General features: G+C 67.0%; 28 protein-coding genes. 13 read left to right on the forward strand and 15 right to left on the reverse strand.

What is annotated here, in order from left to right:
• The first annotated feature begins 41 nt into the window (after positions 1 to 41).
• Together VMT40_RS33950 and purU are read left to right on the forward strand one after the other, a co-directional pair.
• Complete coding sequence (locus VMT40_RS33950; protein WP_326363500.1) at positions 42 to 608, forward strand: GNAT family N-acetyltransferase; 567 nt, start codon at positions 42 to 44, stop codon at positions 606 to 608.
• 60 nt (positions 609 to 668) lie between these two features.
• Positions 669 to 1,550, forward strand: a complete 882-nt coding sequence (gene purU / locus VMT40_RS33955; protein ID WP_326363501.1) for a formyltetrahydrofolate deformylase — start codon at positions 669 to 671, stop codon at positions 1,548 to 1,550.
• A gap of 17 nt (positions 1,551 to 1,567) precedes the next feature.
• Here purU and VMT40_RS33960 read toward each other — a convergent pair whose 3' ends face one another.
• The 6 genes from VMT40_RS33960 to VMT40_RS33985 form a co-directional block, all read right to left on the reverse strand.
• Entirely contained in the window at positions 1,568 to 2,566 is a 999-nt protein-coding gene (locus VMT40_RS33960; RefSeq protein ID WP_326363503.1) for an alpha/beta fold hydrolase, read from the reverse strand.
• A gap of 146 nt (positions 2,567 to 2,712) precedes the next feature.
• On the reverse strand, positions 2,713 to 3,726 hold the full coding sequence (locus VMT40_RS33965; protein ID WP_326363505.1) for an alpha/beta fold hydrolase: 1,014 nt from the start codon (positions 3,724 to 3,726) through the stop codon (positions 2,713 to 2,715).
• A 188-nt stretch (positions 3,727 to 3,914) separates the two neighbouring features.
• Positions 3,915 to 4,211, reverse strand: coding sequence for a DUF2516 family protein (locus VMT40_RS33970; protein WP_326363507.1), 297 nt, complete (start codon positions 4,209 to 4,211; stop codon positions 3,915 to 3,917).
• Between the two features lie 168 nt (positions 4,212 to 4,379).
• Positions 4,380 to 5,066, reverse strand: a complete 687-nt coding sequence (locus VMT40_RS33975) for a heparin-binding hemagglutinin (protein WP_326363509.1) — start codon at positions 5,064 to 5,066, stop codon at positions 4,380 to 4,382.
• A complete protein-coding gene (locus VMT40_RS33980) occupies positions 5,063 to 5,596 on the reverse strand; it encodes a helix-turn-helix domain-containing protein (RefSeq protein WP_326305849.1) in 534 nt (177 codons plus the stop codon). Before VMT40_RS33980 ends, VMT40_RS33975 begins: the two co-directional genes overlap by 4 nt.
• Positions 5,597 to 5,719: 123 nt before the next feature.
• A complete protein-coding gene (locus VMT40_RS33985; RefSeq protein ID WP_442790102.1) occupies positions 5,720 to 7,069 on the reverse strand; it encodes a DUF445 domain-containing protein in 1,350 nt (449 codons plus the stop codon).
• A gap of 162 nt (positions 7,070 to 7,231) precedes the next feature.
• Here VMT40_RS33985 and VMT40_RS33990 point away from each other — a divergent pair, with 162 nt between their 5' ends.
• The 3 genes from VMT40_RS33990 (at position 7,232) to VMT40_RS34000 (ending at position 10,745) form a co-directional block, all read left to right on the forward strand.
• Positions 7,232 to 7,933, forward strand: coding sequence for a TetR/AcrR family transcriptional regulator (locus tag VMT40_RS33990; protein WP_326307381.1), 702 nt, complete (start codon positions 7,232 to 7,234; stop codon positions 7,931 to 7,933).
• 112 nt (positions 7,934 to 8,045) lie between these two features.
• On the forward strand, positions 8,046 to 9,479 hold the full coding sequence (locus VMT40_RS33995) for an ABC1 kinase family protein (protein WP_326363511.1): 1,434 nt from the start codon (positions 8,046 to 8,048) through the stop codon (positions 9,477 to 9,479).
• Between the two features lie 24 nt (positions 9,480 to 9,503).
• The gene (locus VMT40_RS34000; protein ID WP_326363513.1) at positions 9,504 to 10,745 is read left to right on the forward strand and encodes a saccharopine dehydrogenase family protein; all 1,242 of its coding nucleotides are present in this window, start codon (positions 9,504 to 9,506) and stop codon (positions 10,743 to 10,745) included.
• Positions 10,746 to 10,770: 25 nt separating this feature from the next.
• Here VMT40_RS34000 and VMT40_RS34005 read toward each other — a convergent pair whose 3' ends face one another.
• Positions 10,771 to 11,727 carry a hypothetical protein gene (locus VMT40_RS34005; protein WP_326363515.1) on the reverse strand — a complete coding sequence of 319 codons (957 nt, stop codon included), beginning with the start codon at positions 11,725 to 11,727 and terminating at the stop codon, positions 10,771 to 10,773.
• 81 nt (positions 11,728 to 11,808) lie between these two features.
• Here VMT40_RS34005 and VMT40_RS34010 point away from each other — a divergent pair, with 81 nt between their 5' ends.
• The 5 genes from VMT40_RS34010 (at position 11,809) to VMT40_RS34030 (ending at position 15,689) form a co-directional block, all read left to right on the forward strand.
• Positions 11,809 to 12,444 carry a TetR/AcrR family transcriptional regulator gene (locus tag VMT40_RS34010; protein ID WP_326363517.1) on the forward strand — a complete coding sequence of 212 codons (636 nt, stop codon included), beginning with the start codon at positions 11,809 to 11,811 and terminating at the stop codon, positions 12,442 to 12,444.
• A gap of 151 nt (positions 12,445 to 12,595) precedes the next feature.
• Positions 12,596 to 13,318, forward strand: a complete 723-nt coding sequence (locus VMT40_RS34015) for an ESX secretion-associated protein EspG (protein WP_326363518.1) — start codon at positions 12,596 to 12,598, stop codon at positions 13,316 to 13,318.
• 49 nt (positions 13,319 to 13,367) lie between these two features.
• Positions 13,368 to 14,219, forward strand: coding sequence for a polyphosphate kinase 2 family protein (locus VMT40_RS34020; RefSeq protein WP_326363520.1), 852 nt, complete (start codon positions 13,368 to 13,370; stop codon positions 14,217 to 14,219).
• A gap of 109 nt (positions 14,220 to 14,328) precedes the next feature.
• Positions 14,329 to 15,123 (forward strand): DsbA family protein, encoded by a 795-nt coding sequence (locus VMT40_RS34025; RefSeq protein ID WP_326363521.1) that lies wholly within the window; start codon positions 14,329 to 14,331, stop codon positions 15,121 to 15,123.
• The gene (locus VMT40_RS34030) at positions 15,123 to 15,689 is read left to right on the forward strand and encodes a vitamin K epoxide reductase family protein (protein WP_326363522.1); all 567 of its coding nucleotides are present in this window, start codon (positions 15,123 to 15,125) and stop codon (positions 15,687 to 15,689) included. Before VMT40_RS34025 ends, VMT40_RS34030 begins: the two co-directional genes overlap by 1 nt.
• Here VMT40_RS34030 and VMT40_RS34035 read toward each other — a convergent pair.
• Both VMT40_RS34035 and VMT40_RS34040 read right to left on the reverse strand, forming a co-directional pair.
• A complete protein-coding gene (locus VMT40_RS34035) occupies positions 15,686 to 16,783 on the reverse strand; it encodes a S1C family serine protease (protein ID WP_326363523.1) in 1,098 nt (365 codons plus the stop codon). The two genes, VMT40_RS34030 and VMT40_RS34035, sit on opposite strands and share 4 nt — an antisense overlap.
• Before the next feature lie 40 nt (positions 16,784 to 16,823).
• Positions 16,824 to 17,561 (reverse strand): ZIP family metal transporter, encoded by a 738-nt coding sequence (locus VMT40_RS34040; RefSeq protein ID WP_326363524.1) that lies wholly within the window; start codon positions 17,559 to 17,561, stop codon positions 16,824 to 16,826.
• Between the two features lie 106 nt (positions 17,562 to 17,667).
• Here VMT40_RS34040 and VMT40_RS34045 point away from each other — a divergent pair, with 106 nt between their 5' ends.
• Positions 17,668 to 18,720 carry an NAD(P)-dependent alcohol dehydrogenase gene (locus VMT40_RS34045; RefSeq protein ID WP_326363525.1) on the forward strand — a complete coding sequence of 351 codons (1,053 nt, stop codon included), beginning with the start codon at positions 17,668 to 17,670 and terminating at the stop codon, positions 18,718 to 18,720.
• A gap of 145 nt (positions 18,721 to 18,865) precedes the next feature.
• Entirely contained in the window at positions 18,866 to 19,126 is a 261-nt protein-coding gene (locus VMT40_RS34050) for a hypothetical protein (RefSeq protein WP_326363527.1), read from the forward strand.
• Between the two features lie 81 nt (positions 19,127 to 19,207).
• Here VMT40_RS34050 and VMT40_RS34055 read toward each other — a convergent pair whose 3' ends face one another.
• From VMT40_RS34055 to VMT40_RS34070, 4 genes are all read right to left on the reverse strand, one after another.
• On the reverse strand, positions 19,208 to 19,423 hold the full coding sequence (locus tag VMT40_RS34055; protein WP_326363529.1) for an antitoxin: 216 nt from the start codon (positions 19,421 to 19,423) through the stop codon (positions 19,208 to 19,210).
• Between the two features lie 41 nt (positions 19,424 to 19,464).
• Entirely contained in the window at positions 19,465 to 19,845 is a 381-nt protein-coding gene (locus VMT40_RS34060) for a VOC family protein (protein ID WP_326363531.1), read from the reverse strand.
• A 94-nt stretch (positions 19,846 to 19,939) separates the two neighbouring features.
• A complete protein-coding gene (locus VMT40_RS34065; protein ID WP_326363533.1) occupies positions 19,940 to 20,644 on the reverse strand; it encodes a helix-turn-helix transcriptional regulator in 705 nt (234 codons plus the stop codon).
• Between the two features lie 45 nt (positions 20,645 to 20,689).
• Complete coding sequence (locus VMT40_RS34070; RefSeq protein WP_326305823.1) at positions 20,690 to 20,815, reverse strand: hypothetical protein; 126 nt, start codon at positions 20,813 to 20,815, stop codon at positions 20,690 to 20,692.
• A 136-nt stretch (positions 20,816 to 20,951) separates the two neighbouring features.
• Here VMT40_RS34070 and VMT40_RS34075 point away from each other — a divergent pair, with 136 nt between their 5' ends.
• A complete protein-coding gene (locus VMT40_RS34075) occupies positions 20,952 to 21,680 on the forward strand; it encodes an NIPSNAP family protein (RefSeq protein WP_326363535.1) in 729 nt (242 codons plus the stop codon).
• 66 nt (positions 21,681 to 21,746) lie between these two features.
• On the opposite strand, the gene metE is transcribed toward VMT40_RS34075, so the two are convergent.
• Together metE and VMT40_RS34085 are read right to left on the reverse strand one after the other, a co-directional pair.
• Positions 21,747 to 24,062 carry a 5-methyltetrahydropteroyltriglutamate--homocysteine S-methyltransferase gene (gene metE, locus VMT40_RS34080; protein WP_326363537.1) on the reverse strand — a complete coding sequence of 772 codons (2,316 nt, stop codon included), beginning with the start codon at positions 24,060 to 24,062 and terminating at the stop codon, positions 21,747 to 21,749.
• Between the two features lie 169 nt (positions 24,063 to 24,231).
• Complete coding sequence (locus VMT40_RS34085) at positions 24,232 to 25,104, reverse strand: 3-hydroxybutyryl-CoA dehydrogenase (RefSeq protein ID WP_326363538.1); 873 nt, start codon at positions 25,102 to 25,104, stop codon at positions 24,232 to 24,234.
• Between the last annotated feature and the right edge of the window lie 184 nt (positions 25,105 to 25,288).

A 25,288-nucleotide genomic window follows, 5' to 3' on the forward strand; every position in this document is an offset into this window, starting at 1 on the left:
TTCGTTGCGGGCCGCAGCCGCCGTCACGCATGCTTGTAGGCGTGCTGATCCGTCGTGAACGTACCGGCGATGCCGTAACGATCGACGCGGTGCATCGCAGCGCCTTCGAGCGCTCCCCCGGTAATCCCTCCGCTGACCCAGCCAATCCCTCCGCTGATGCAGCCAATCCCGCCACCGACCCGGTCGAGGTCGGTCTCGTGCACCGATTGCGCGACGATGGCTCGGCCTGGATTCCGACCCTGTCGCTGGTGGCGGAATTCCAGGATCAGGTGGTCGGCCACGTCTGCCTCACCCGCGCGGGCGTGGGGCCGTTCCCGGTGCTGGCCCTGGGCCCGATCGGGGTGCTGCCCGCCCACCAGGGCAAGGGCATCGGATCGGCCCTCATGCACGCCGCCCTCGGCGCGGCCGACGCCCTCGACGAGCCGCTGGTCGGCCTGCTCGGCAGCCTCGAGTACTACCCCCGCTTCGGTTTCGTCCCCGGCACCCGGCTGGGCATCCTCCCCGATGTCGCGGACTGGACCTCCCACTTCCAGGTCCGTCCCCTGACCGCCTACGAACTCGAGATCAAGGGCGATTTCCACTACGCCGACGCCTTTTACGCCCTGTGACCGGAAGCACTGATTCACCCCTTTGATCCCGTGCCGAGCGGTTGCTGGGAAGATGTCCGAATGAGTTCCACCCCGGACGACCGTCGCTACGTGCTCACCCTGGGCTGCCCGGACCGTCCCGGCATCATCGCCCGCATCACCTCGTTCATCGCCGACTTCGGCGGCTCGATCGTGGAGGCGGGCTACCACTCCGATCTGGAGACCGGGTGGTTCTTCACCCGGCAGGCCATCAAGGCCGCGACCGTGCCGTTCGACCTGACCGAGCTGCGCGACCGATTCACCGCCGTCGCCGCCGACCTCGGCCCGGAAACCGACTGGCAGCTCATCGACTCGGGCGAACGCCGCCGCGCGGTGCTGCTGGTCTCCAAGGACGGCCACTGCCTGCACGACCTGCTCGGCCGCGCCACCAACGGCGAACTGCCCGCCACCATCGAGGCCGTCATCGGCAATCACCCGGACCTGGCCGGAATGACCGAGGCGCACGGCATCACGTTCCACCACGTGCCGTTCCCCAAGGATCCGGCCGAGCGCGGCCCGGCCTTCGAGCAGGTGCGCGCACTGGTCGACGCCCACGACCCGCACGCCGTAGTGCTGGCCCGCTTCATGCAGGTGCTACCCGCGCAGCTGTGTGAACACTGGGCGGGCAAGGCCATCAATATCCACCACAGCTTCCTGCCGTCCTTCGTCGGCGCGCGGCCCTACCACCAGGCCTTCGCGCGCGGCGTGAAGCTGATCGGCGCGACCTGCCACTACGTGACGGCCGAGCTGGACGCGGGCCCGATCATCGAGCAGGACGTCATCCGCATCGACCATTCCGACACCGTGCACGACATGGTCCGCCAGGGCCGCGATATCGAGCGCGTGGTGCTCGCCCGCGGCCTACGCTGGCATCTCGAGGGCCGCGTGCTGGTGCACGGGCGTCGCACCGTCGTCTTCGAATAGTCCTGTCGCGGAACGGATCAGACCGCGGTGGCCATCGTGCCGCGGCGGGCGACCCGGATGACGCGATGCAGTTCGATATTGAACGCGTGCGCGGCCTCGATGTTCACCAGGTGACCGGTCGGCAGCACGCTGTAGCGATCCAGATAGCCCGCCTCGGCGAGGGTGTCGGCGATCTCGCGGGAGTGGACCTCCGGCAGCAGCTTGTCGTAGGAGCCCGCGATGACCGTGGTCGGCACCGTGAGATTCGCCGCGGCACCGTGCAAGTCGAGCTTGACCAGACCCCGGGCCACGGCCGCGCGCACCGACGGACGGCAGGAGCGGACGATGGAGACGCCGAAGCGGACCTCGTCGCGGGTGGCGGCCGGATTCGCCAACCGATGCTTGGCGATGAGGTTGACGGCCGCGCCGCCGGGCAGCGGAACCGGTGTGCCGAAGAGCGCGACCGCCAGCCATTCCGGACCGGGAATCACGTCGTTGAGGATCGGAATCACGGTGGCGCGGGTGGGAATCTGGCGCGCGGCCGTGGTGGCCAGCAGGACCGCCGAGGCCCGGAACCGCACCTGCTCCGGGTACTTCCGCGCCCAGGCCTGAATGGTCATGCCGCCCATGCTGTGTCCGACCAGCACCGCCCGCTGCCCCGGCGCCAGCACGGCGTCGAGAATGTCGGAGAAGTCGTCGGCCAACTGGTCGGCGCTGAAAGGCCGTGTGCCGCTCTCGCTTTCGCCGTGGCCGCGCTGATCGAAGGCGATCACCCGATACTCGCCTGAGAAGGCGTTGATCTGCGGGTTCCAGTATTCGATGGCGCAGGACCAGCCGTGGGCCAGCACGATGACCTCGCCGTCGGCGGGACCGTAGGCGTGCACGCGCAGTTTCGCGCCGTCACGGGTGGTTACGGGGATGATTTCGGCGGGACGCGGTGTGTTGAGCGAGGCCGTCCGGTAACGACGCGACCGCAGTCCGGGGCGAAAGGGGGCGGTCAGCGCATCCACGCCCGCCTCCGGCAGTTTCACCAACATGAGCACTCCTTTGTGTTCCAGACCACAGTAGCGCGCTAGCCGAGGTGCTTGCTAGTGCAAGCGCCATATATCTTTCGCTTCACTTCCATGGTCGAGGCGGCCACCGCCCCGGAATAGGGCACCAAGGGTGGGATTTGGTCCCACCCTCAGGCACCCACCACCCGCGCGGGAATCCCGAACGCGGACTTGGCAACCCGGGCGAGTTCGACATTGAACTCCTGGTATGCCTCCACATTTCCGAGATGCCCCGTCGGGAGAATGGTGAAACCATCGAGACTTCCGGTCTCGGTGAGGATTTCGGCGATCCGCTCCGCGTGCACGGGCGGGGTCATATCGTCGTCCGCCCCGGCGATGATGGTGGTCGGCACGGTCAGCTTGGCCGCGCCGCCCCCGACATCCAGGGACGAGAGCAGGGTTCCGAAGCGGCCGCGCACCCGTGCCGGGCAGGAGCGGACAATGTTCATGCCGAAGTCGGCGATGTCACCGACCGCCGCCAGGCTCATGATGCCGCGGCGGAACAGCCACTTCACCGGTGCGATGGGCGGGAAGACGATCGGCGCGCTCAACCCCAGCTTGCCGAGTACGTAGGGCAACTTGATCAGGCCCCGGTTGCAGAAAGGCACCACGGTGGTCTCGGCGATCAGGTCACCGGCGGCGGTATTGGTGAGCAACACGGCCAGCAGCTGCTTGTTCACGCGCTGCGGATACCGTTTGGCCCACGCCTGAATCGTCATGCCGCCCAAGCTGTGTCCCACCAGGACGGCGCGCTGCCCGGGTCGCAGGACCGCGTCCAGCACCTCGGCCAGATCGTCGGCGAGCTGGTCGACGGTGAGCGGAGCGCTGCCGGATTCGCTCTCGCCGTGGCCGCGCACGTCGTAGGCGACCACACGGTATTCACCGGCGAAGGCATTGATCTGGGGGTTCCAGTATTCGAGGCAGCAGGTCCACCCGTGCACCAGCACGAGCACATTGCCGTCGGCGGGGCCGTAGGCGTGCACCCGCAGGTGGGCGCCGTCCGAGGTGGTGACCGGTACGACCTCGCAGGGACCGGTCGGCGGGTTCAGGTCGGCATTGCCGTAGGTCCGGGTGCGCAGGTCCGCGCGGTGTTCGCGCAGTCGATCGCGGACCTTTCGGCCGAGGTCCGCAGGATGAGGCAGCATGGCCCACATAGGACACTCCTTTGTGTTACTGATCGATACACTAACTCGCTCACCCGGTGCTTGCTAGTGCAAGCACCCGAAAAGTTTCCGAGTCGGAACCGACTTCACCCCTGGCCAGCACATTGCGGTGAAAAAAATCGGCCGCCACCCGGAAGATCCGAGTGACGGCCGAAGGTATCGGGAGCCGGTTACCAGCGCGGCCCGCGCTGAATCTCATCCACCTTGGGGCGGACATCGGCGAGGTAGACGCCGGTCGCCACGACCGCGGCGATGCCAAGCAGCCCTACCGGAGTCTGGGCCAGCAGCAGAGCACCCAGCGACGCCGCCAGAATCGCGATCCAGACCGGCTTGGTCAGTTTGTCCACGGCGGTGAAGGCATCCGGACGCTGACGAATCGCGTGTACGAGGGCGAACACCGTCATGCCCAGCGCGCACAGTTGCAACACCCACAGAATCAAGCTGGGAATTCCCATCACCCGATCCATCATACGGAGCGAAGCCCTGGCCACCAGGGGTTCTCGGCGCGACACGAACTCCTTGACGCAACGTTCACACGCGGCGAATCGCCGCCCCGCAAACGGCAGTGGCCCTCGCATACTCCGTTGTATGCGAGGGCCACAAGCTCTTTCGCGTGAAACGCGAGGACTTTCGTCTTACTTCTTCGCGGCAGGCGCGGCCTTCTTGGCGGGAGCCTTCTTGGCCGGGGCCTTCTTGGCGGGCGCGGCCTTCTTCACGGGCGCCTCGTCCTCGACCGGAGCGGTCTCGGTGGTCACGTCGACGACCTCGGCGTCGACGGCGTCCTCGGCCGGGGCCTCTTCCTTACCGGTCAGGCCGATGTACGGGCCGACCTGCTCGTAGGCCTTCTCGAAGGCCGCCTCGGCCTGCGCCCGCGCCTTGTCGAAGGCGTCCTGGGCGGCCGCCACGGCATCCTGGTTCAGCAGCGACTCGACGTACTCGCTGTGGCGCAGCTTCTCGACGGTCTCCTCGCCGCGGGCGGCCAGGTCGGCGTACAGGTCCAGCAGCTGGTGGTAGTACTGGTCGACCAGCTTGCGCAGCTCCTCGGGGGTGGCCTTCTCGCGCAGCTCGGCCAGGTCCTCGGGCAGCTCGGACGGCAGTGCCTGCACGCGCTGGCGCAGGGTCTCGACCTGGCCCTGCACGTCGGCCGGGAGGTTGGCGAAGCGCTCGCGGGCCTCTTCGATACGGCCCTGCACGTCGGCGGAGTTGGCGCGCTCGCGGATCTGCGAGACGACGTCCAGCACGGTGGCGTAGAGGGCGTCGCCCGCACCGACGGTGGCGTAGAGCGGCTTGGTCACGGTGGTGGTGAGCTTGGGCTCGGTCATGGTTCGTTCTCCTGGCGTGGCGGAACTTCGGTTGTGCGGTGCGGAACCTCGTTGTCCCTGTCTCCCCCGGGAACGCCCCCCTTAAGGTCCGTTGCGTCCCCTCTGTCCTCGTCCACCTGGTTTTCCCGGCGGAACGATTCGTAGATGTCCAGGAGGACCTGCTTTTGGCGTTCGGTCAGATTGACGTCGGCCAGTAGGGCATCCCGGACAGGGCCGTGCGGCCTCTGCTCGAGGTACCCGGCCCGCATGTACAAGACCTCCGAGGAGACCCGCAGACCCTTCGCGATCTGTGCGAGCACCTCGGCGGACGGATTGCGCAGCCCGCGCTCGATCTGACTCAAGTACGGATTGCTCACCCCCGCCAGTTGTGCGAGCTGACGCAAGGAGACCTGGGCGGCCTCGCGTTGCGCCCGGATGAAGCCCCCGATGTCGTGAGCCGCGTTGGCTACGCGGCCCGACCGGTCTCCGGCGGCGGACGTCTCCGCTGCGTCGCCTTCGATCGGTTCGGGAACCTCGGGATCGTGCTTCATCACTCACCTTCCGGCGGTTGTACGGTCAATTCTAGGGCGGGGTGCTAGCTCTTGCAAGCGCTCTGCTAGCACCATCTCGGCAAACCGATAGCGCTCCACTCGAGGCGCTATTTGGACGTTTGATCAGCCATTGAACAGCAAATGCGATATCGCGTAGATGACCAGACCCGCCAGCGAACCGACCACCGTGCCATTGATGCGAATGAATTGCAGATCCTTGCCCGCCGCCAATTCGATCTTGCGGCTGGCCTCCTCCGCGTCCCAGCGAGCAACGGTGTCGCTGACCAGCGTCGCGACCTCCGCGCCGTAGTTGGCGATGAGGTACCGGACACCGCGCTCGATCCAACCGTCGACCTTGTCGCGCATCTCCGGATCGCTCGAGAGCCGCTCGCCCAACTGCTGCACGTTATCGGACACCTTGCGGCGCAACGTGGAATTCGGGTCCTCGGCCGATTCCAGGATCATGCGTTTGGCCGCGCGCCAGGTGGCCTGTGCCAGACCGTTGACCTCGCGGCGGGTCATCAGCTCGGTCTTGATCTTCTCGGCCTTCTCGATCATGGCGTCGTCGTATTGCAGGTCGTGCGCGAAATCCTCGAGGAATCGATTCGCCGCCAGCCGCACCTCGTGATCGGGCTGGGTGCGGACCTTCCAGGTGAATTCCACCAGCTCCCGATAAATGCGCTCGGCCAGCAGCGAATTCACGAATTTCGGGGCCCAGGACGGCGCGTCGCGATTCACGATGCGGTCCAGGGTCTCCTGCGAATCCAGCGCCCACTGGTGCGCGCGCTCGGCCAGCAGATCCAGCAGCGGGGCCTGGCGGTTGTCGGCGATGAGCTCGTTGAGCACCTTGCCGATGGGCGGACCCCACAGCGGTTCGGCGATCCGCTTGACGATGGTGTTGTCGATGATCTGCTCGACGTCCTCGTCGCGCAACACGCCGATGACCGCGCGCAGAATCGTCGCGCTCTCATCGGAAATGCGTTCCGCGTGCGCGGGTTCGGCCATCCAGCGGCCCAGGCGCAGCGAAATCTGCGCCGAATTCACCTTGGTGGCAACGACATCGGGTGAGAGGAAGTTCTCGCGCACGAATTCGCCCAGGCCCGCGCCGACCTGGTCCTTCTTCTTGCGAATGATGGCGGTGTGCGGAATCGGGAGCCCGAGCGGATGCCGGAACAGCGCGGTGACGGCGAACCAGTCGGCCAGCGCACCGACCATGCCCGCCTCGGAGGCCGCCTTCACATAGCCGACCCACTCCCCGGCCCCGCCGCGGGAGGTGGCCCAGGCGCAGAGGATATAGATGAGGGTGGCGGCGGCCAGAAAGCCGGTGGCAATGGCCTTCATGCGCCACAGCTCCCGCTTCTTGCCCTCTTCGTCGAGGAAATCGGCGAACGCCCCGCCGCCGGGCGGTGTGGTCTTCATGGGCCCGGGCTCGGTGGTGTCGAGTACCCCGGCACTGCCGACAGGTTGCTCCATATCTTCCATTCTGGCGCGTGGTGTGACGAACTCCCCGCCACCGGGCCCGTCCCGAACGGCGCCGATCCACAGCATGGGAGGCTTAAGCTGAATAGGCCCAGGCCCAGGACGCGAACAAGGAGCCAACGCAGCGTGACCACCAAAGGCACCGTAGGTGCCGCCATGGAGGCGGCCACTACCCCACGCGGTGGTCGGGTCGACGGCCGCAAACGCCGCTGGCAGCAGCACAAGATCGATCGCCGCGAGGAGCTGGTGGACGGCACCCTGGCCGCCATCCGCAAGCGCGGCGGCGACGCCGGGATGGACGAGATCGCCGCCGAGATCGGCGTCTCCAAAACCGTGCTCTACCGGTACTTCTCGGATAAGCAGGACCTGACCCGCGCCACCATGGAGCGGTTCATCGAGACCACGCTGATGCCGCGCATCTACGAGGCCATCAGCGACGACCTCGACGAGTATCAGCTGGTCCGCAACACGCTGGCGGCGTACGTGCACACCGTCGATTCCGATACCGATGTCTACCGGTTCATCATGGGCAACGGCTCGGCCACCGACACCTCCACCCTCGCCGATTTCGAGAAGCTGTTCGCGCAGGTGGTCTCGGCGGTCATCGTGGACAAGGCCTTCGACCGCAATGTGCAGACCGAGGGGTCGATGCTGTGGTCGTACGTACTGGTCGGCGGCGTGCAGCTGGCGACGGACTGGTGGATCTCCAACCGCACCATGTCCAGCGAGGAAATGCTCGATTACCTGACGATGATGGCGTGGAGCGCCATCGAGGGAATGGTCCGCGCGGGCGGCGATCGGCACTACTTCAACTCGCGTCCGCATGTCCTACCGGATCCGGAAAATACTGCTAGCTGACAGCTAGCACTCGAGTTCGCAGTGTGGTTAGGCTGATTCGTGGCGGACCGCACCGACGGTTTTCCGCCGTGTCGGCACCAACGGGGGTGTTGGCTCCCATGGAGGGTCACTGATGGCGAAAGAGCTGCCTACATCCAGGCTCGCGCGGGGGACGAAGCTGGGGATGGCCGTCGCGGGGAATGCCTTGCGGGCCCAGAAGACTCGACGTTCGATGCGCGGCCGTTCGGAGGCCGTGCGGGCGCGGATGGCCGAGGAGTCCATGATCCGGGCCACCGAGCAGATGGTCATGGTGCTGGGCACCATGAAGGGTGTGGCCATGAAGCTCGGGCAGATGCTGTCCGTGCTGGACCTGGATTTGGTGCCGCCGCAGCATCGGGAGCGTTTCCAGCGACGGCTGGCGGTCCTGCGCGACAGCGCGCCCTCGGTGTCGTTCGAGGTCATGAAGGCCGTCATCGAGGAGGACTTCGGCAAGCCGCTGGAAGCCGTTTTCGCCGAGTTCGATCCGGAGCCGATCGCCGCGGCCTCGATCGGGCAGGTCTACAAGGCCACCCTGCACGACGGCCGCCAGGTCGCGGTGAAGGTCCAGTACCCCGGCATCGACGCGGCGGTGCGCGCGGATCTGAAGAACCTGGCCATGTTCCGGCGGATTCTGCAGTCGGCCATGCCGTGGGTGACCCCGGCCGTGCTGGACGAGCTGCGGCTGAATCTGGAGAGCGAACTCGACTACGTCGCGGAAGCCAATACCCAGCAGCAGATCTCGGCGCTGTTCACCGGACATCCGTTCATCGTGGTGCCGACCACCTATCCGGAGCTGTCCACCACCCGCGTGTTGGTGAGCGAGTACTTCCCGGGGCGCGGGTTCGAGGAGATCCGGGAACTGCCCGCCGCGGAACGCGATCGGATCGGCGAGATCATCTACCGGTTCTACGTGGGTTCGCTGTTCACCTTCAACGAGTTCTGCGGTGACCCGCATCCGGGCAATCTGCTGCTCGGGGCCGACGGTCGGGTGGCGTTCCTGGACTTCGGGCTCTACAACCGGATGGATCCCGAGCATGTGCAGTTCGAGGCCATTTGCATTCGCGCCGCGGCCGAGGAGCGCGCGGAGGACCTGCGCGACCTCATGATCAAGCGCGGCGTGATCGAATCGCCGGACGAGATCACCCCCGAGGAGTGTCTCGAGTACGTGCTGGCGGCCTGCGAATGGGCGCTGGTGGACGAGGAATTGACCATTACGCCGGAATTGGCGTCCGGCGCGTTCGTTTTGGCGGTGGATCCGCGGGCCAGCGAGTTCGCGGGAATGAAGCAGCAGAATCTGCCGCCGGAGCACCTGTTCTCGCGGCGTGCCGACTTCCTCACCTTCGGCATGCTGGGGCAACTGGAGGCGACGGGGAACTGGCATCGCATCGCCCGGGAGTGGCTGTACGGTGACGAGCCGGTCACCGAGCTGGGCCGCGCACACCATGAATGGCTGGCGAGTCGCCCGACCCCGACGCCGACCACCGGGGGGCCGACCAAGAAGACCCGCAAGCGCGCCGCCAAGGCGTGAGCACCTCACCGGATGGGAAAACCAATGGTCAACAGGGAATTCGACATCGTCCTCTTCGGGGCGACCGGGTTCGTCGGCAAGCTGACCGCTGAGTACCTAGCCGAGGCTGCCCCCGCCGGGGCGCGCATCGCGCTGGCCGGACGCTCGACGGAGAAGCTGGCCGCGGTTCGCTCCGAGCTGGGTGCCGCGGCCGCGGAATGGCCGCTGGTGCAGGCGGATTCGACCGATCAGGCCAGCCTGGACGCACTGGCGGCGCGCACGAAGGTGGTCGTCACCACCGTGGGCCCGTACCTGCGCTACGGCCTGCCGCTGGTGCGGGCGTGCGCCGAGAACGGCACGCACTACGCCGATCTCACCGGTGAGCCGCTGTTCATTCGCGAATGCATCGACCAGTTCGGCGACAAGGCCGCCGAAACCGGCGCGAAGATCGTGAATTCCTGTGGCTACGATTCGATTCCGTCGGATCTGAGCGTGTACCAGCTCTACAAGCGCACGGTCGCGGACAATACCGGCGAGCTCACCGATGTCACCCTGGTGGCCAGCCTCAAGGGCGGGGCCAGCGGCGGCACCATCGATTCCGGCCGCGCCATGATGGAGGCCATTGCCGAGGATCCGCGCAAGGGCGCGATCATGTCGCACCCGTATTCGCTGAGCCCCGACAAGGCCATGGAGCCCGATGTCGGCCGCCAGAGCGATCAGGCCCTCGCCCGGGCCTCGACCATCGACCCGAGCCTGGACGGCTGGGTGGCGACCTTCATCATGGGCGCGCACAACACCAAGATCGTGCGCCGCTCCAATGGCCTGCTGGGCTGGCCGTACGGCAAGAACTTCCGCTACCGCGAGGTCATGAGCGCGGGGAAGTCGGCCACCGCGCCGCTCATCGCGGCGGGTATCGCGGGCGGCATCGTGGCCACCATGGCGGCGGGCGCGGTGCTGTCGCGGGCGGCGGTGGGCCGCAAGCTGATCGACCGCATCGTGCCCAAGCCGGGCACCGGCCCCAGCGAGCAGTCCCGCAAGAGCGGCTGGTTCACCATGCGCACCTTCGCCAACACCACCTCGGGCGCGCGGTACGTGTGCACGTTCGCGGGCAAGGGCGATCCCGGCTACCAGGCCACCTCGGTCATGCTCGGCCAGTCCGGCCTGTGCCTGGCCTTCGACACGCTGCCGGAGCTGGCGGGCATTCTGACCCCGGCCGCGGCCATGGGTGACGCGCTGACCGAGCGGCTGCGCGCGGCGGGCATCACCATCGAGGTCACCACCGCGTGACGCGGTATTACCCCGTGACGCTGCATTACCCCGTGACGCTGTATTCCGCGATGAGCTCGCGGTAGCGGTCGAAGGCGGGCTTGGGCGTGTAATCCGAACGCAGGAGCCCGAATTCGAGATTCATATCGCCCTGGTCGCTGTAGGAGTCGCGCAGGCCGAAGTGTTCGTAGGTGGTGATGGTGAGTTCGTCGGCGAGACCGTCGACCACTCGCACCACCGACTCGAGCACTTCGGCCTGACGCGCATAGGACCGGTTCGGCCCGGTGGCCCAGCCGTTTTCGGTGATGTGGATGGGCGTCGTATCCGGAATGCCCGCGGCCGTGAGGCTTTCGCGGCGGAAGCCGGTGAGTACCGCGGTGACGGCGGCCTCGAGTCCGTCGGCCGGAATCGGGCGGAAGACGTCGGCGAAGAAGTCCAGGCCGACATAGTCGAGCGCGTGCGCGAATTCGCTGCCGCCGCGGCGACCCAGATCGGTCCAGAACTCTTGTGCCGGATCGAGTATCACCGAGGAGTTGCAGCCGATCCGGACGTCCAGACCGAGCCGGTCCACCTCCGCCCGCGCGGCGCGCACGCCCTCGATGACGGCTTGCCGGACCGCCGGTTGCCCGCCGTCCCCACCCGGACCGGAGTGATTCGGCTCCTCCGCGATCTGCAGCGTGGTGAGCACCGGCCCGTGCTCGCGAATCTGCGCGCGCAGGAACTCGAGCCAGCCCGTGAGATCTTGGCCCGGCTCGCGGAAGCACACCACCAGATCGAGCTTGCGCCGCCCGGTGGCGTACTGCCACGGGCGCGGCGGGGCTTCGCGATTGCCGCGTAGGGCATCGCTGTATTGGACGTAGCCGCGCACCACGAAGGGGTGTTCGCCGTGCAGTGCGTCGAGGGCGTCCGCGATCCGATCGGATCGTTCGGCCGGGCCGGGGGTCGTGCGACGGAACTGATCTTCGCCGAGTCCACCCGCGTAGATACCGAATCTGAGCGTCATGTCCCGACCGTACCTCGAATTTTGGTGTCACACCAATTTTAGTGTCACCCCTATACTGCTTCCGACAGTGAGGAGAGGCCGTTGGCACTACGCGAGGAGAAGAAGCTCGCCACCCGGACCGCGCTCGCCGACGCGGCCATGACGCTGTTCCTGGAACGCGGCTTCGACAAGGTGACCGTGGCCGAGGTGGCGCGGTCCGCGAACGTCTCGGTGAACACCGCGTTCAACTACTTCCCGACCAAGGAGGACCTGTTCTTCGACCGCCAGGACGAGGTGGCCGACCGCCTCGCCAAGGCGGTCCGCGAACGCGAACCGGGCGAATCCGCGGCGGCCGCCGTGCGCCGCGGCTTCCTCGAACGGCTGCGCGCCGACGACCCCACCCTGGGCCTGTCCCCCGCGGCCACCGCGTTCTGGCAGCTCATCGATGACAGCCCCGCCCTGCAGGCCCGCCTACGCCAGCTCGGCGAACGAACCGAAGCCGCACTGGCGCAAGCCCTCTCGGAGGCGACCCACGCCACCCCGGACGACCCGACCCCGCGGCTGGTCGCCGCAATTCTCGCCGGACTGGACCGCGCCCTGCACGCCGAGATCCGCCGCGGCATTCTCGCGGGCGAGCGGCCGGAGACGGTCCGAGCCCGGGTCATCGGGGCCGCCACTCGCGATTTCGATACCGCGCTCACCGGACTCGCCGATTACGCCACGCGGCAAGGCGATTGACTCCCCCGGTCGAACCTGTTCGATAGCAACGGTGTTCACAAAGTGCGACAGGTCACAGATCGAGCTCTCCAATGACACCCAGCACCCGCAGAATCTCTCCGGTAGGGTCGCGGACGGGACGGAGGTGACCGAAGAAAGGGGGGTCGGCCACATGAAATGGATCTTGACCCCGGACGAGTTCGCGATGATCTGGACCCGCGAAACCGATCTGGCCCGGCGGCCGTATCCGCTCGATACCAGTCCCGCGGCACCCGAGAGCGGCGCGGGCACAACGCGATTCGGGGCGTCGGGAGACACGGGTACGCCGTGGGGCACGCCGCCGCCGCGCTTCCTGCGCCGCACCGATCCGGAACTGGCCGCGGCCCTGGCGCTGTGCGCCCGCACCGACACCACCACCGTCACCCTCTATGGCGAGCGCACGGCCGGGCCGCAGGCGCGCCGCATTCTGGCGTTCGCGGCGGTGGCCCAGCAGCGCGCGGGCATTCTGGTCTCGCTGCCGGACACGGTGACCGTATCCCTGTGTCCCGCCGAGCAATTGGGCCGCGAGCTGGTGGAGATCATCGGCTCCGCCCCGCCGGGTCGGCTGGAACCGCTGCGCGAACCGCAGCAGGCGGTGCTGTATCCGGACGCCTCCGGCACCGGCGCGCAGGCCGACCGCTTCCGTCGCAAGCTGCGGGAACCGGTGGACGGACGCGGATTCATCACCGTCACGGTCGAACCCGCGAATCCGCTCTCCCCGCCGACCCGGCATCGCACCTGGCTGGATTTCTCCGGTGACGGCCGCTACCTGCTCACCACCGCCGCGGACCTGACCCTGACCCCGGTCACCGATGCCGAATTGGCCGCGCAATTGGTGCACTTGGCGCGGGTCTGATTCGGCGCGGTTGCCTGCGCGAATCCCCCGCGTGTGCTAGCCATGACTGATGGCGAAGGCGACATCCTGGTCGAAACCGGTAACCAAGGCACTACGCGCCGATGGCGTCGAGGTGAAGGATTTCAATACATCCGCGACGCCCGGCTTCAAGGGCGACAAGAAGGCCGGGGAGGCCCTGCTCGCCGAGCGCGCCGAGGTGCTGTCGGATCTGCAGGAAAAGCTCTATGCCAATGGCCGTTCCGGCGACAACCGCAGTGTCCTGTTGGTCCTGCAGGGCATGGACACCGCCGGTAAGGGCGGCATCGTGCGGCACGTGATCGGGTCGGTGGATCCGCAGGGTGTCGATCACGCGGCCTTCGGGGTGCCGACCGCCGAGGAGCGCAAGCACCACTACCTGTGGCGAATTCGCAAGCAGCTGCCCAGGGGCGGGCAGATCGGCGTGTTCGATCGCTCGCACTACGAGGACGTGCTGGTGGTGCGGGTGCACGAGCTGGTCGCCCCCGAGGTGTGGGGCAAGCGCTACGACGAGATCAACAAGTTCGAGCGCAAACTCGTCGACGACGGCACCACCGTGGTGAAGGTGGCCATGTTCGTCTCGCTGGACGAGCAGAAGAAGCGGCTCATGCAGCGGCTGGAACGGCCCGACAAGTACTGGAAGTTCAACCCGGGCGATATCGACGAGCGCGCGTACTGGCCGCAGTACCAGGAGGCGTACCAGGCGGTCCTGGACCGCACCAACACCGAGTACGCCCCGTGGTACGTATTGCCCTGCGATCACAAGTGGTACGCGCGCCTGGCCGTCACCGAATTGCTCATCGACGCGCTGCAGAGTCTGAAGCTGGACTGGCCGCCCGCGGACTTCGATATCGACGAGCAGAAAAAGCGCCTGCAGCAGGGGTGAATTACACGCCACACGACTCGGCGCGTCCATATCCAGGAATCTCTCAGGTTCACGGGTGAAGATGGGCGCGCACGAGTCGTGGACGAATGGAAGGCGTGGTGGCGCAGAGGTGAGCAAGAAACCGACGGGAAAGAACCCGCTGGCGAAGGCCGCGCAGGCCGAACGCAATCGGAAGATCTTCATCCAGGTGGGCGTGGCCGTCGTGCTGATCGGCCTGATCGCCGCCATCGGCATCACCCTGGCCCTGCGCAAGCACAATGACGACAAGGCCGAGGGCGCCAACACCTTCCACTGGGACGCCGCGCAGGCGGCCCTGGTTCCGGCCAACCTCACCCCCGACGGCGCGATCCGCATCGACAACACCGCCGCACCCGCCCCCGAGGGCAAGCAGAAGGTGAATGTCCGGGTGGTCGCCGATATGCAGTGCCCGGCCTGTGACATGTTCGAGAGCGCCAATGCCGACGCGCTGAAGAAGGCCGTGCAGAGCGGCCAGGCGGTCGTGGACTACAACATCATCACCTTCCTGGACCGCGCTTCGAACGGCAATCAGTTCTCCACCCGCGGCGCCGCGGCGGCCTATGTCATGTACGAGGCCGATCCCACCAAGTTCCAGGGCTGGCTGGCCGCCATGTACCAGAAGCAGCCCAAGGAGGGCGGCAACGGTATGACCGACGACCAGCTCATCCAGATCGCCAAGGACGCCGGGTACACCGATCCCGCTGTCGCGCAGGCCATCAAGGACGGCAAGTACACCTCCTGGGTGAAGACCCAGACCGACAAGGTCTTCGCCACCGGCGTGAAGTCCACCCCGACCGTGTACGTGAACGGCACCCAGGTGCAGGACGCCCAGTCGCTGATGAGCCCCGGCGGCATGACCGCGGTGATCGAGAACGCGGCCAAGTGATGATCTCGGCGGGACCGCGCTCGGCTTGGCCGCTGCTGCTGGGCGCGTTGATCGGCTGGGGTGCGTCGGTGACGCTGCTGGTCGAAAAGTTCAAATCGCTCACCGAGCCGAACTACAAGCCGATGTGCACCATCGACGCCACCCTCTCGTGCACGACGGTCATGGAGTCCAAGTCCGCGTCGATGTTCGGATTCCCCAATCCGATCATCGGCGTGGTCGGCTTCTCGGTGTTCGTCACCATCGGCGTGCTGCTGGTGGTGGGAATCGCCCTGCCGCGCTGGTTCTTCGGCGGCATGTGGCTGGGTCTGTTGCTCGGCGTGGCCGCCATCGGCTGGCTGGTCTGGGACGCCACCTTCGAGATTCACGCGCTGTGCCCGTGGTGCATGGTGGTGTGGGCGGTGACCCCGGCCATGTTCGCCATCGTGACCGGACTGCTGTTCGGCCGCTCGCGCGGGCTGCTGCAAATCCTGGTGGAGTGGCGTTGGACGCTGGTCGCCATCTACTACGCCATCATCATCCTGACCGTGTATCTCAAGTTCCAGGACTACTGGAACGGCAAGTTCTAGTTGGGCGGGCCGACGGTGAGCGTCACGCTCACCGTCCGGTGTCCGCCGTCGGCGTCGCTGACCTCGAGCCGCACCACATCGTCCGGTCTATGGGCGTTGAGTGCGGCTTTCAGCGTTTGCGAGTTGGCGATGGGGCGGTCGTCGAGGGCGGTGATGGTCTCGCCGTCGACCAGTCCGGCCGCGTAGGCGGGCTGGCCGTAGATGGCCACGTCGATGTGCGCGCCGCTGGGCCGGGCGTCGGAGGTCAGGATGCCGAGGGTGGCGGTGGGTCCGATGTGCACGGTGTCGGTCGGTGTGCCGGAACGGATCTGGCGCACCACGTTCATGGCGGTGTCGATGGGGACGGCATAACCGTTGGGGCCCTTGCCCAGTGTCTTCTGCAGATCCCCCGAGGCGGCGGTGATGACGCCGATGACCGCGCCGTAGCGGTCGACCAGCGCGCCACCGGATTGCCCGGGGGCCACCGCGGCCGCCACTTCGATCATGCCGTGCAGCGACTTTCGCGACAGGTCGGCCGAATTGCGGGCCACGATGGCCGAATCCAGATTCGTGATGGAGCCGCCGACTGCGGTCGGTGAGCCGGTGCCGCCCGCATTGCCGATGGCCAGCACGTCGTCGCCCAGGTGCAGCGGGGCGGAGCTGCCGATGTGGGCGATCGGCAGCCCGTCGGCCCCGTTCAGGTCCAGCAGGGCGATATCGGCCCCGGCGTCGTATCCGGCGACGGTGGCGGTGTAGGTCGCGCCGGTGCCGATGTCCGAAACCGTCACGGAGTCAGCGCCTTTGATGACGTGATGGCTGGTGAGCACCTCGCCCTCGGCGGTCAGCACGATGCCGGAACCGGCCGCGCCCAAACCGTAGGGACGAATGCCCGCGGTGATGTTCACCAGGGACGGCTCGGCCACGCGGGAGACCAGCTCGACATCCAGGGGCGGCAGTTCGGGGCCGCTGAGGCTGGCGGTGGTGGCGTCGTCGGCGAACGGCCAGCGCGGCAATTCGCCTCGGTAGCAGAGGAATCCGGTGATGGCGACGACCGCGGCGACGAACAGGGCCAGTATGCGGCCGCCGCCCCGGCCTCGACGTGTGCCGTCGTCCATGGACCCTCCCGACGCTACTTCGGTGACGCAGTACTGCCATTCAGCGGCTGAGGGCGGCCACGAACAGCATGAGCAGCACGCCCGCCAGTGTGCACACCAGCGGTCCCCTCGCCGGTTTGCCCGCATGTGCCTCGGGCAGGATATCGGCCGTCGCGAGATAGAGCAGGAATCCCGCGAAATAACCGAGATACAGCCCGACCAGTTCGGTAGGGACCTGCACCAGCGTACCGATCACCGCGCCGACCACGGGCGCGATCGCGTCCAGTCCCAGCATGATCAGACCGCGCCGCCGGGCATTGCCGTAGAGCGTGGTGAGGGTGAAAGTGTTGAAACCATCGGCGAAGTCGTGGCAGATGACCGCGATGGCCACGGCCGCACCGACCGCCGCGCCCGCCTGGAAACCGAAGCCGATGCTCAGGCCGTCCAGCGTGCTGTGGAAGATCAGCCCGCTCGCGGCCAGCAGTCCCAGCGAGCTGAAATCGTGTCCGTGCTGGTGGGCGACGTACTCGTCCTCGTAGCCGGTGTGCAGGGCCATGGACCGCTCGATGATGTGAACGGTGAAGAAGCCGACCACCGCGGCCAGCAGCGGCACGGGCACGCCGAGCACGATCCGATCGTCGGCCTCCAGCGACTCGGGCATGAGGTCGAAGGCCACCACGCCGAGCATGACGCCCGCGGCCAGCCCGAGCACCAGGCGCTTACGGTCGCCGATGCGGGCCGCGATCAGACCGCCGATCAGCGTGGCGCACATCGAGATCAGGGAGAGCAGGATCGCCATCGTGCCAGCATGCCGACCGTTTGCCAGGGTGCCCGTCGCGCCGCGCCGGGATGATATATCCGACCCCGGTTGGTGCCCGCCGGAATGCGGGAGTAGGCATGAATGCATGAGCACAGCTGCCGCATATGCCGTATCCGCCCCGGACGGGGCCTTCGAGAAGATCGCCATCGAACGCCGCGAGCTCGGACCGCACGACGTACTGATCGACGTCAAGTACGCGGGCATCTGCCACTCCGACATTCACACCGCCCGCAATGAGTGGAAGGGCACCGCCTACCCGTGCGTGCCCGGGCACGAGATCGCCGGAATCGTCGCCGCGGTCGGCTCCGCGGTGACCCGCCACAAGGTCGGCGATCGCGTCGGGGTGGGCTGCCTGGTCGACTCGTGCGGTGAGTGCGAGCCCTGCGTGGCCGGTGAACAGCAGTACTGCACCAGGGCCGCGATCTGGACCTACAACACCCCGGTGCCGGAGTCGCAGCAGGCGGGCGGGCGCACCCTGGGCGGCTACTCCACCCAGATCGTGGTGACCGAAGGCTTCGTGCTGTCCATTCCGGAGGGCATCGGGCTGGATGTCGCCGCGCCGCTGCTGTGCGCGGGCATCACCCTGTTCTCGCCGCTGCGGCACTGGAACGCCGGGCCCGGCAAGCAGGTCGCGATCATCGGCATGGGCGGGCTCGGGCACGTCGGGGTGAAGATCGCGGCCGCAATGGGCGCGGAGGTCACCGTGCTGAGCCACTCGCTGTCCAAGCAGGAGGACGGGGTGCGCTTCGGCGCGCACCACTACTACGCGACCGGTGACCGCGAGACCTTCAAGAAGCTGCGCAATTCCTTCGACCTCATCATCAATACGGTGTCCGCCGACCTGCCGATCGAGGATTACCTGCGGCTGCTCAAGCTGGACGGCAGCCTGGTGGTGCTGGGCCTGCCCGAAAACCCCTACACCGTGCGGGCTTCCACGCTGGCGGGCTTCCGCCGGTCGCTGTCGGGTTCCATGATCGGCGGCATTCCGCAGACCCAGGAGATGCTGGATTTCTGTGCCGCGCACGGCATCGGCGCGGAGATCGAGGTGATCTCCGCGGACCGCATCGACGAGGCGTACGACCGCGTGGTCGCCTCGGATGTGCGCTACCGCTTCGTCATCGACGTCGCCACCATCTGAGGCCGGGTGTTCGCGCCGACGGCGTTGTGTCGGCGCGAATACACTTCCAGCGTCACCGGGCGAACAGAGAAATCGGCCGCTGATCAGCACCATTGTTTTCACGGGAACGACTCCCGGGACCGTGAAAGCCCAAGGAGCAGATCACATGTCGATCATTGCCAAACGCCTGGTGACCCTCACCGCGGCCGCCCTGTTCGCCCTTCCGGTGGGCGCGGGTGTGGCCTCCGCCCTCCCGGTCGGGACGGGCGGCGGCCTCGCACCGGCCGACCACGATGACAACTATTGGTACAACTACTACTGCGATCGCGACAGCCACGGCTTCAACTGGGAGTACTGCTGGGAGCACTACCACGACCGGTACGACCGCGAGCACCCCGGCCACCACGATCGCGACCACCGGTGGTGATCGCGGGACCACGAATCAGGCTGTGACAGTGCGAATCCGGCGGCATCGTCGCCGCCGGTCGCTCAATGGCCGAGCCTCGCGCTACTGCCCCGCCTGCTCGTGCAACGCCTTCTTGGCGGCGTCCTGCACCTTGTCCACCGCATCGGCGAACTTGCCCTCGGTCTTCTCGTCGATCAGATCGCCAGCCTTGTCGATCAGGGGTTCCAGCTTGTCGGCGTGCTGGCCCGCCAGCTCCGCCGCCTTACCCGCCACATCCTTGAACTGATCGAACATGCCCACGATCCACACTCCTGTCATCGAAAACGCTTCGGTGACAGGCTAACCGCGACCGGTGCCGCTCAGTTGCCGGGCGGCGGGCTGAAGATGCCGAAGCGGTTGCCCGAGGTATCGAGCAGTTCGGAGAAGACCAGGCCGTTCTTGGCGGTCACCGGTTGCACGAACACCTTGCCGCCCGCCTTCTCGGCCGCCGCCAGAATGGCCGGAACGTCCTGGACCAGAACGTAGAAGATGGCGTGATTGCCCGAGGCGTCGTCCTGATGCGCGATGCCGCCCGCGGGCATATCGCTGCCCGGGTAGGTGACGATGTCGTACTTTCCGTCCTCGTCCGGATCCGGGGCGAAGTTCCAGCCGAAGAGTTCGGCGTAGAACGCCTTCACCTGCTCGGGCTCATTGCTGCCGACCTGGAACCAGGCGACGGTGTTGAAGGGCGGAGTGCTCATGAGTATCTCCCCTATGTCCTGGTGGATTGCCTTGCCCCACCACGATCTCCCCGCCTCGCGACAACCCCCTGTCGGTGTTTCCGATCTTTTCCGCCTAGTTGAGCGAGATCATCCGCACCTCGTGTATCGCCTCGTCCGGTCGGCACATATCGATGGACCGCTCCGGGCCCACGTACTCGGTCAGCTCGATGGCCTTGATCCGGTCGAGCCGGAAGTTGCGCGGTTCGTCGCGCAGGCGGCACCAGGCCAGCAGGTACCAGCCATTGCTGCCGTGCAGCAGCGCCACCGGCTCCACCTCGCGTTCGCTGAGCACGCCCGCCCGATCCAGATATTCGATGCGCAGCACGCGCCGCGCCAGCACCGCCTGCTCCACCTCGGGCGGGATCGGCATCGGTGCGGCGGCATCCGGGGACTCCAGTATTCGCACCCGCTGCGCCAATTCCTGTGCGGCATCGGCATTCTGGCGTGACATGGCGGCCAGGATCTTGCGCAGGGCACTGCGCCCGGCCGCCGCGAACGGCCCGTCCTCGGCGCGCGCCACCGCGACCGCCAGTGCCACCGCCTCGGCCGCGGTGAAGTTCAATGGCGGCAGCGACATGCTCTTCTCCAGCGCGTACCCGCCGCGGCGACCCACATCGGCGTAGATGGGTACCCCCGACTGCTGCAGCGCGCTGATGTCCCGCTCGACCGTGCGCACGCTCACCCCGTGCCGCAGCGCCAATTCCCGTGCGGTGCGCAGGCGCGGCGACACCGCCCGCAACTCCTCGACAATCGCGTAGAGCCGATCCGTGCGGTTCACGCCCACACCGTAGCGGCCCCCACCGACATTTTTCCGCCGCCGACGTCAGCGCCCCGTCTTCCAGGGCGGGTCCTGGGTCACCTCGTCACCCTTCTGGTTGTACGAGTCGTACCACTGCTTTTCGGTCTCCGGATCATCCACCGGTTGATCACCCTTGCCCGTCGGATCCATGCCCGCCTCCTGTCTCGAAACCAACCGGATCACAAGCTAATCCAGGTTTCATGACCACTTCGTGAGTGGCCAGATCTTGACGGAAAGCGGCATTCTGGCCACTGGAGCGGCCGTCCCGGCGGTGCGACGGTGAAGCATGACCGAAACTCACTGGCCGGTCCTCGAATTGCGGCACTACACGCTGCGACCGGATACCCGCGACATTATGGTCGAGCTCTTCGACCGTGAACTGCTCGACCCCCAAGAGGCGCTGGGCGCACGCATCCTCGGGCAGTTCCGCGACGAGGACGATCCGAATCGCTGGGTCTGGTTGCGCGCCTTCACGACCATGGCATCGCGGCTCGAGGTGTTGAAAGGCTTCTACCTGGAGAGCGAGACCTGGCGCACGCATGCCGCCGCGGCCCGCGCGACCATGGTCGACACCTCCGATGTGCTCCTGCTGCGGCCGCTTCCGGGTGCCGAACTACCGATGCTCGACACACGTCCGGGACGCGAGGCGACGGCGCTCCCGCCCGGTCGCCTGCAAGCCACCGTCTACCACCCCGACGTTCCGATCGACGAGTTCGCCGACTTCTTCGATCACGGGATGGTGCCGGTACTGCGCTCGGTGGGTATCGAGCCGCTCGGACGATACGAGACCGAGCCAGCCCCCAACGATTTCTCGCAGCTGCCGATCCGGGAGGGCGAAACCGTCTTCGTCTGGTTCACGCGCTTCCGCGATGCCGACGAGCGCGTGCGGAAGCTCACGGCACTGTCTCGTAATCCCCTGTGGAGGAACGATATTCGCCCACACCTCGACAAGCTTCTCGCCACCTCCGAAGCGGTACTGCGCTTGGCTCCGACCGCGCGTTCCGCGCTGCGTTGAGCCGAACGGCAAAACCCCGGCCCGATCGGCGGATCGGGCCGGGGTTCGATCGAGAGTGACTCCGCCTCAGGCGGTTTCGCTCGCGGCGGCCTCGGCGCGGCGGCGGACGCGGCGGGCGGCCGCGACCAGGTTGCGCAGGGACGGGTCGAGCTGCCAGTGGTGGCGGGTCTTCAGGCCGCCGTCCGGATTGGCCCACAGCCGCTCCGGAGTGACGGCTTCGGCCGCGGCGGTGAGCAATTCGTCGAGCTCGTCGATGTCGGGAATGCGGGCCGACCGCGATTCGTAGACACCCGGGCCGACGCCGTGGGTGAGGCCGCGGCCCTCGGCGCAGTCCTCCTTCAGCGCCGCCAGCACCCACTCGATGGAGCGGGTCGCCACGATGGCGGTGACGTCGGCGTCGAGTTCCTCGATGGCGGCCACCACGTCGGTGCGGCTGGAATAGCCGATGTGCGTGTGGATCTGGGTCTCCGGCTTGACACCGGAGGTGGCCAGCTTGAACGCGCCGACGGCCCAGCGCAGGTACTCGGCCTGCCCCTTCTTGCGCAGCGGCAGCAGCTCGCGAATCGACGGCTCGTCCACCTGGATGATGGCGATGCCCGCCTTCTCCAGATCCACCACCTCGTCGCGAATGGCCAGCGCCACCTGGTCGGCGGTCTCGTAGAGCGGCTGGTCCTGGCGCACGAAGGAGCGCGCCAGCATGGTGACCGGGCCGGTGACCATGCCCTTGACCGGCTTGTCGGTGAGCGACTGCGCGTAGGTGGTCCACGACACCGACATGGGCTCGGGCCGCGACACGTCGCCGTACACGATCGGCGGTCGCACACAACGGGATCCATACACCTGCACCCAGCCGAAATGGGTGGTGGCGAAGCCGTCCAGCAGCTCGGCGAAGTACTGGATCATGTCGTTGCGCTCGTGCTCGCCGTGCACGAGCACATCGAGGCCGATGTCCTCCTGCAGGCGAATGGTCGACTCGATCTCGGCCTCGATGCGCTTGCGGTAGTCGTCGTAGGACAGCTTGCCCTGCCCCAGATCGTGGCGCGCCTGCCGGGCCGCCGCGGTCTGGGGGAAGGAGCCCAGCGTGGTGGCGGGCACCAGCGGCAGCCGAAGTTTGGCCTGCTGCGCGATCTTTCGCGTCTCGTAGGGTTCGCGCACGCGCATCTGGTCGGTGATGGCGTAGACGCGCTGGCGCACCGCGTGCTTCTGCTTGAAGTGCACCGAGGTCGGACGCTTGCGCCACTTCTCCGACGGGCCCTCGGTGAGCGCCTTGGCCAGCGAAACCACTTCCAGCACCTTCTGTTTGGCGAAGGCGAGGCGGTCGGCGACATTGCCCTCGAGCTCGTATTCGACGAGCACGTCGTAGGGCACGTGCAGCAGGGTCGTGCCGGTCGAGACCACCATGTCGGGGCAGACCTGGGCGAGCGCGTTCAGGTATTCCAGCGTCACGTACCGGTCGGCGCGCCACACATTGGTGCCGCTGATCACGCCCGCGTAGAGGCGCTTGCGCCGGATGCCCGGAATCTTGGCCAGTTCCTCGGGCACCACCCGGTGGCTGGCCAGGTCCAGGCCGATGGCCTCCACCGAAGTGCGGCACAGGATTTCGACGGCCTCGCCGAAGTCGCCGTACTGACCGGTGACCAGCATGCGCGGGCGCAGCGGGGCCTTGGACAGCTGCTGGTAGGTCTTCTCGAACAGCTCCATGGTGGAGGGCGAGCGGTCGCTGGTGAAGCAGGGCTCGTCCAGCTGCACGCAGGTCGCGCCGCGCTTGGCGAGGATCTCGAACAGTTCCTCGTACACCGGTAGCAGCTTGTCCAGCAGCACCAGCTTGTCGAATTCGGTCTGGCCGGGCACGTGTCCGGTCTTGGACAGCAGCAGCAGCGACAGCGGGCCCAGCACCACCGGGCGCAGTTCGATTCCGGCGGCCTTGGCGCGGTCGAACTCGTCCAGCAGCGCCTCGGGGTGCAGCGAGAATTCGGTGTCGGTGTCGAGTTCGGGCTGGCGGTAGTGGTACGGCGTGTTCAGCAGCTTGACCAGTTCGAGCGGCGGCAGATCCGGTCGCCCGCGGGCCATCAGGAAGTAGAAGTCCAAGGGGTGCAAGCCTTCTCGGAAGGGCTCGAACCGCTTGGGGACCGCGCCGAACAGCAGCGCGTTGTCGAGAATGTGGTCGTAGAACGAGAAGGTGTTGCCGGGGACCTGCGTCAACCCGGTGGCGGCCAGCTCCAGATACTGGCTCTCCTGAATGTCGCGCCCGACGGCGATGAGCTCGTCGCGCGACAGCGTGCCGTGCCAGTAGGACTCGAGCGCGCGCTTGAGTTCTCGATGCGGACCGATCCGCGGGTAACCCAGGATGCTGGATCCGAACCCGTCGGTGATGTTGACCATCTGAACGGACACTCCTTCCGAGCTGCCGGTCCCGAACGACCTGTTTGCAGCTTATGCCCGGTTGCGGTGGACGCCCCACATGCCCAGCGGCGTGCACCTGTGGTGAAGAAACACGATGCGCTCACGCGACCACCCGCGTGAGCGCATCGTTACGCCATGAAGGCTCGGGTCACGCGCGGTTGTACTGGTAGAAGCCAGCCCCGGCCTTCTTGCCGAGCAGACCGGCCTCGACCATGCGCATGAGCAGCGGGGGCGCGCTGTAGAGCGGCTCCTTGAACTCCTCGTACATGGAGTCGGCGATGGACTTCACGGTGTCGAGGCCGACCAGGTCGGTCAGGGCCAGCGGGCCCATCGGGTGGGCACAGCCCAGCACCATGGCCTTGTCGACGTCTTCCTTGGTGGCGAAACCGGATTCGACCATGCGAATGGCCGAGAGCAGGTACGGCACCAGCAGCGCGTTGACCACGAAACCGGAGCGGTCGGCCGAGCGCACGACCTGCTTGCCCAGCACGTCGGCGGCGAACTGCTCGGCGCGCTTGGTGACGGTCTCGGTGGTCTTGAGGGTGGTGACCAGCTCGACCAGCGGCAGCACCGGCACCGGGTTGAAGAAGTGCATGCCAACGACCCGCTCCGGGTTGTTGGTGGCGACCGCGATCTTCATGATCGGGATCGACGACGTGTTGGAGGCCAGCACCGCGTTCGGATCGGTGACGACCTTGTCGAGTTCGGCGAAGATCGCGGTCTTCACGTCCTCGTTCTCCACGACGGCCTCGACCACCAGCTGGCGGTCGGCGAAATCGCCGAGGTCGCTGGTGAAGCGCAGCCGCCAGGCGGCCTGCTCCCGCTCGCGCTCGGTGATCTTGCCGCTGGACACCCCGCGGTCCAGCGACCGCAGGATGCGGGCACGGCCCGCGGCGGCGAGCTCGCGAGTCTGCTCGAAGACGAGCACGTCGACGTGCGCCCGAGCGCACACCTCCGCGATGCCCGCGCCCATCTGTCCGGCACCGATGATGCCGACGCGCTGAATCTTCTCTGTGCTCACGTCCCGCTCCTGCTGTTTTGGCCGTGGTGGCTATGGATGAAGGCGTCGTATAACTGAACGACCCTGCGCCTTCTTAAGGTCTCGAATTGCGTCTTACGAAAAACACGGTCTACGAAAAACGTTATAAGGAAATGCCCTCCCCGCCGGGGCTGTCGACGGGAAGGGCGGGTGAACTCGCCGGGAG

The organism is Nocardia sp. CDC160 (genome assembly GCF_035818795.1).
Classification (GTDB): Bacteria; Actinomycetota; Actinomycetes; order Mycobacteriales; family Mycobacteriaceae; genus Nocardia.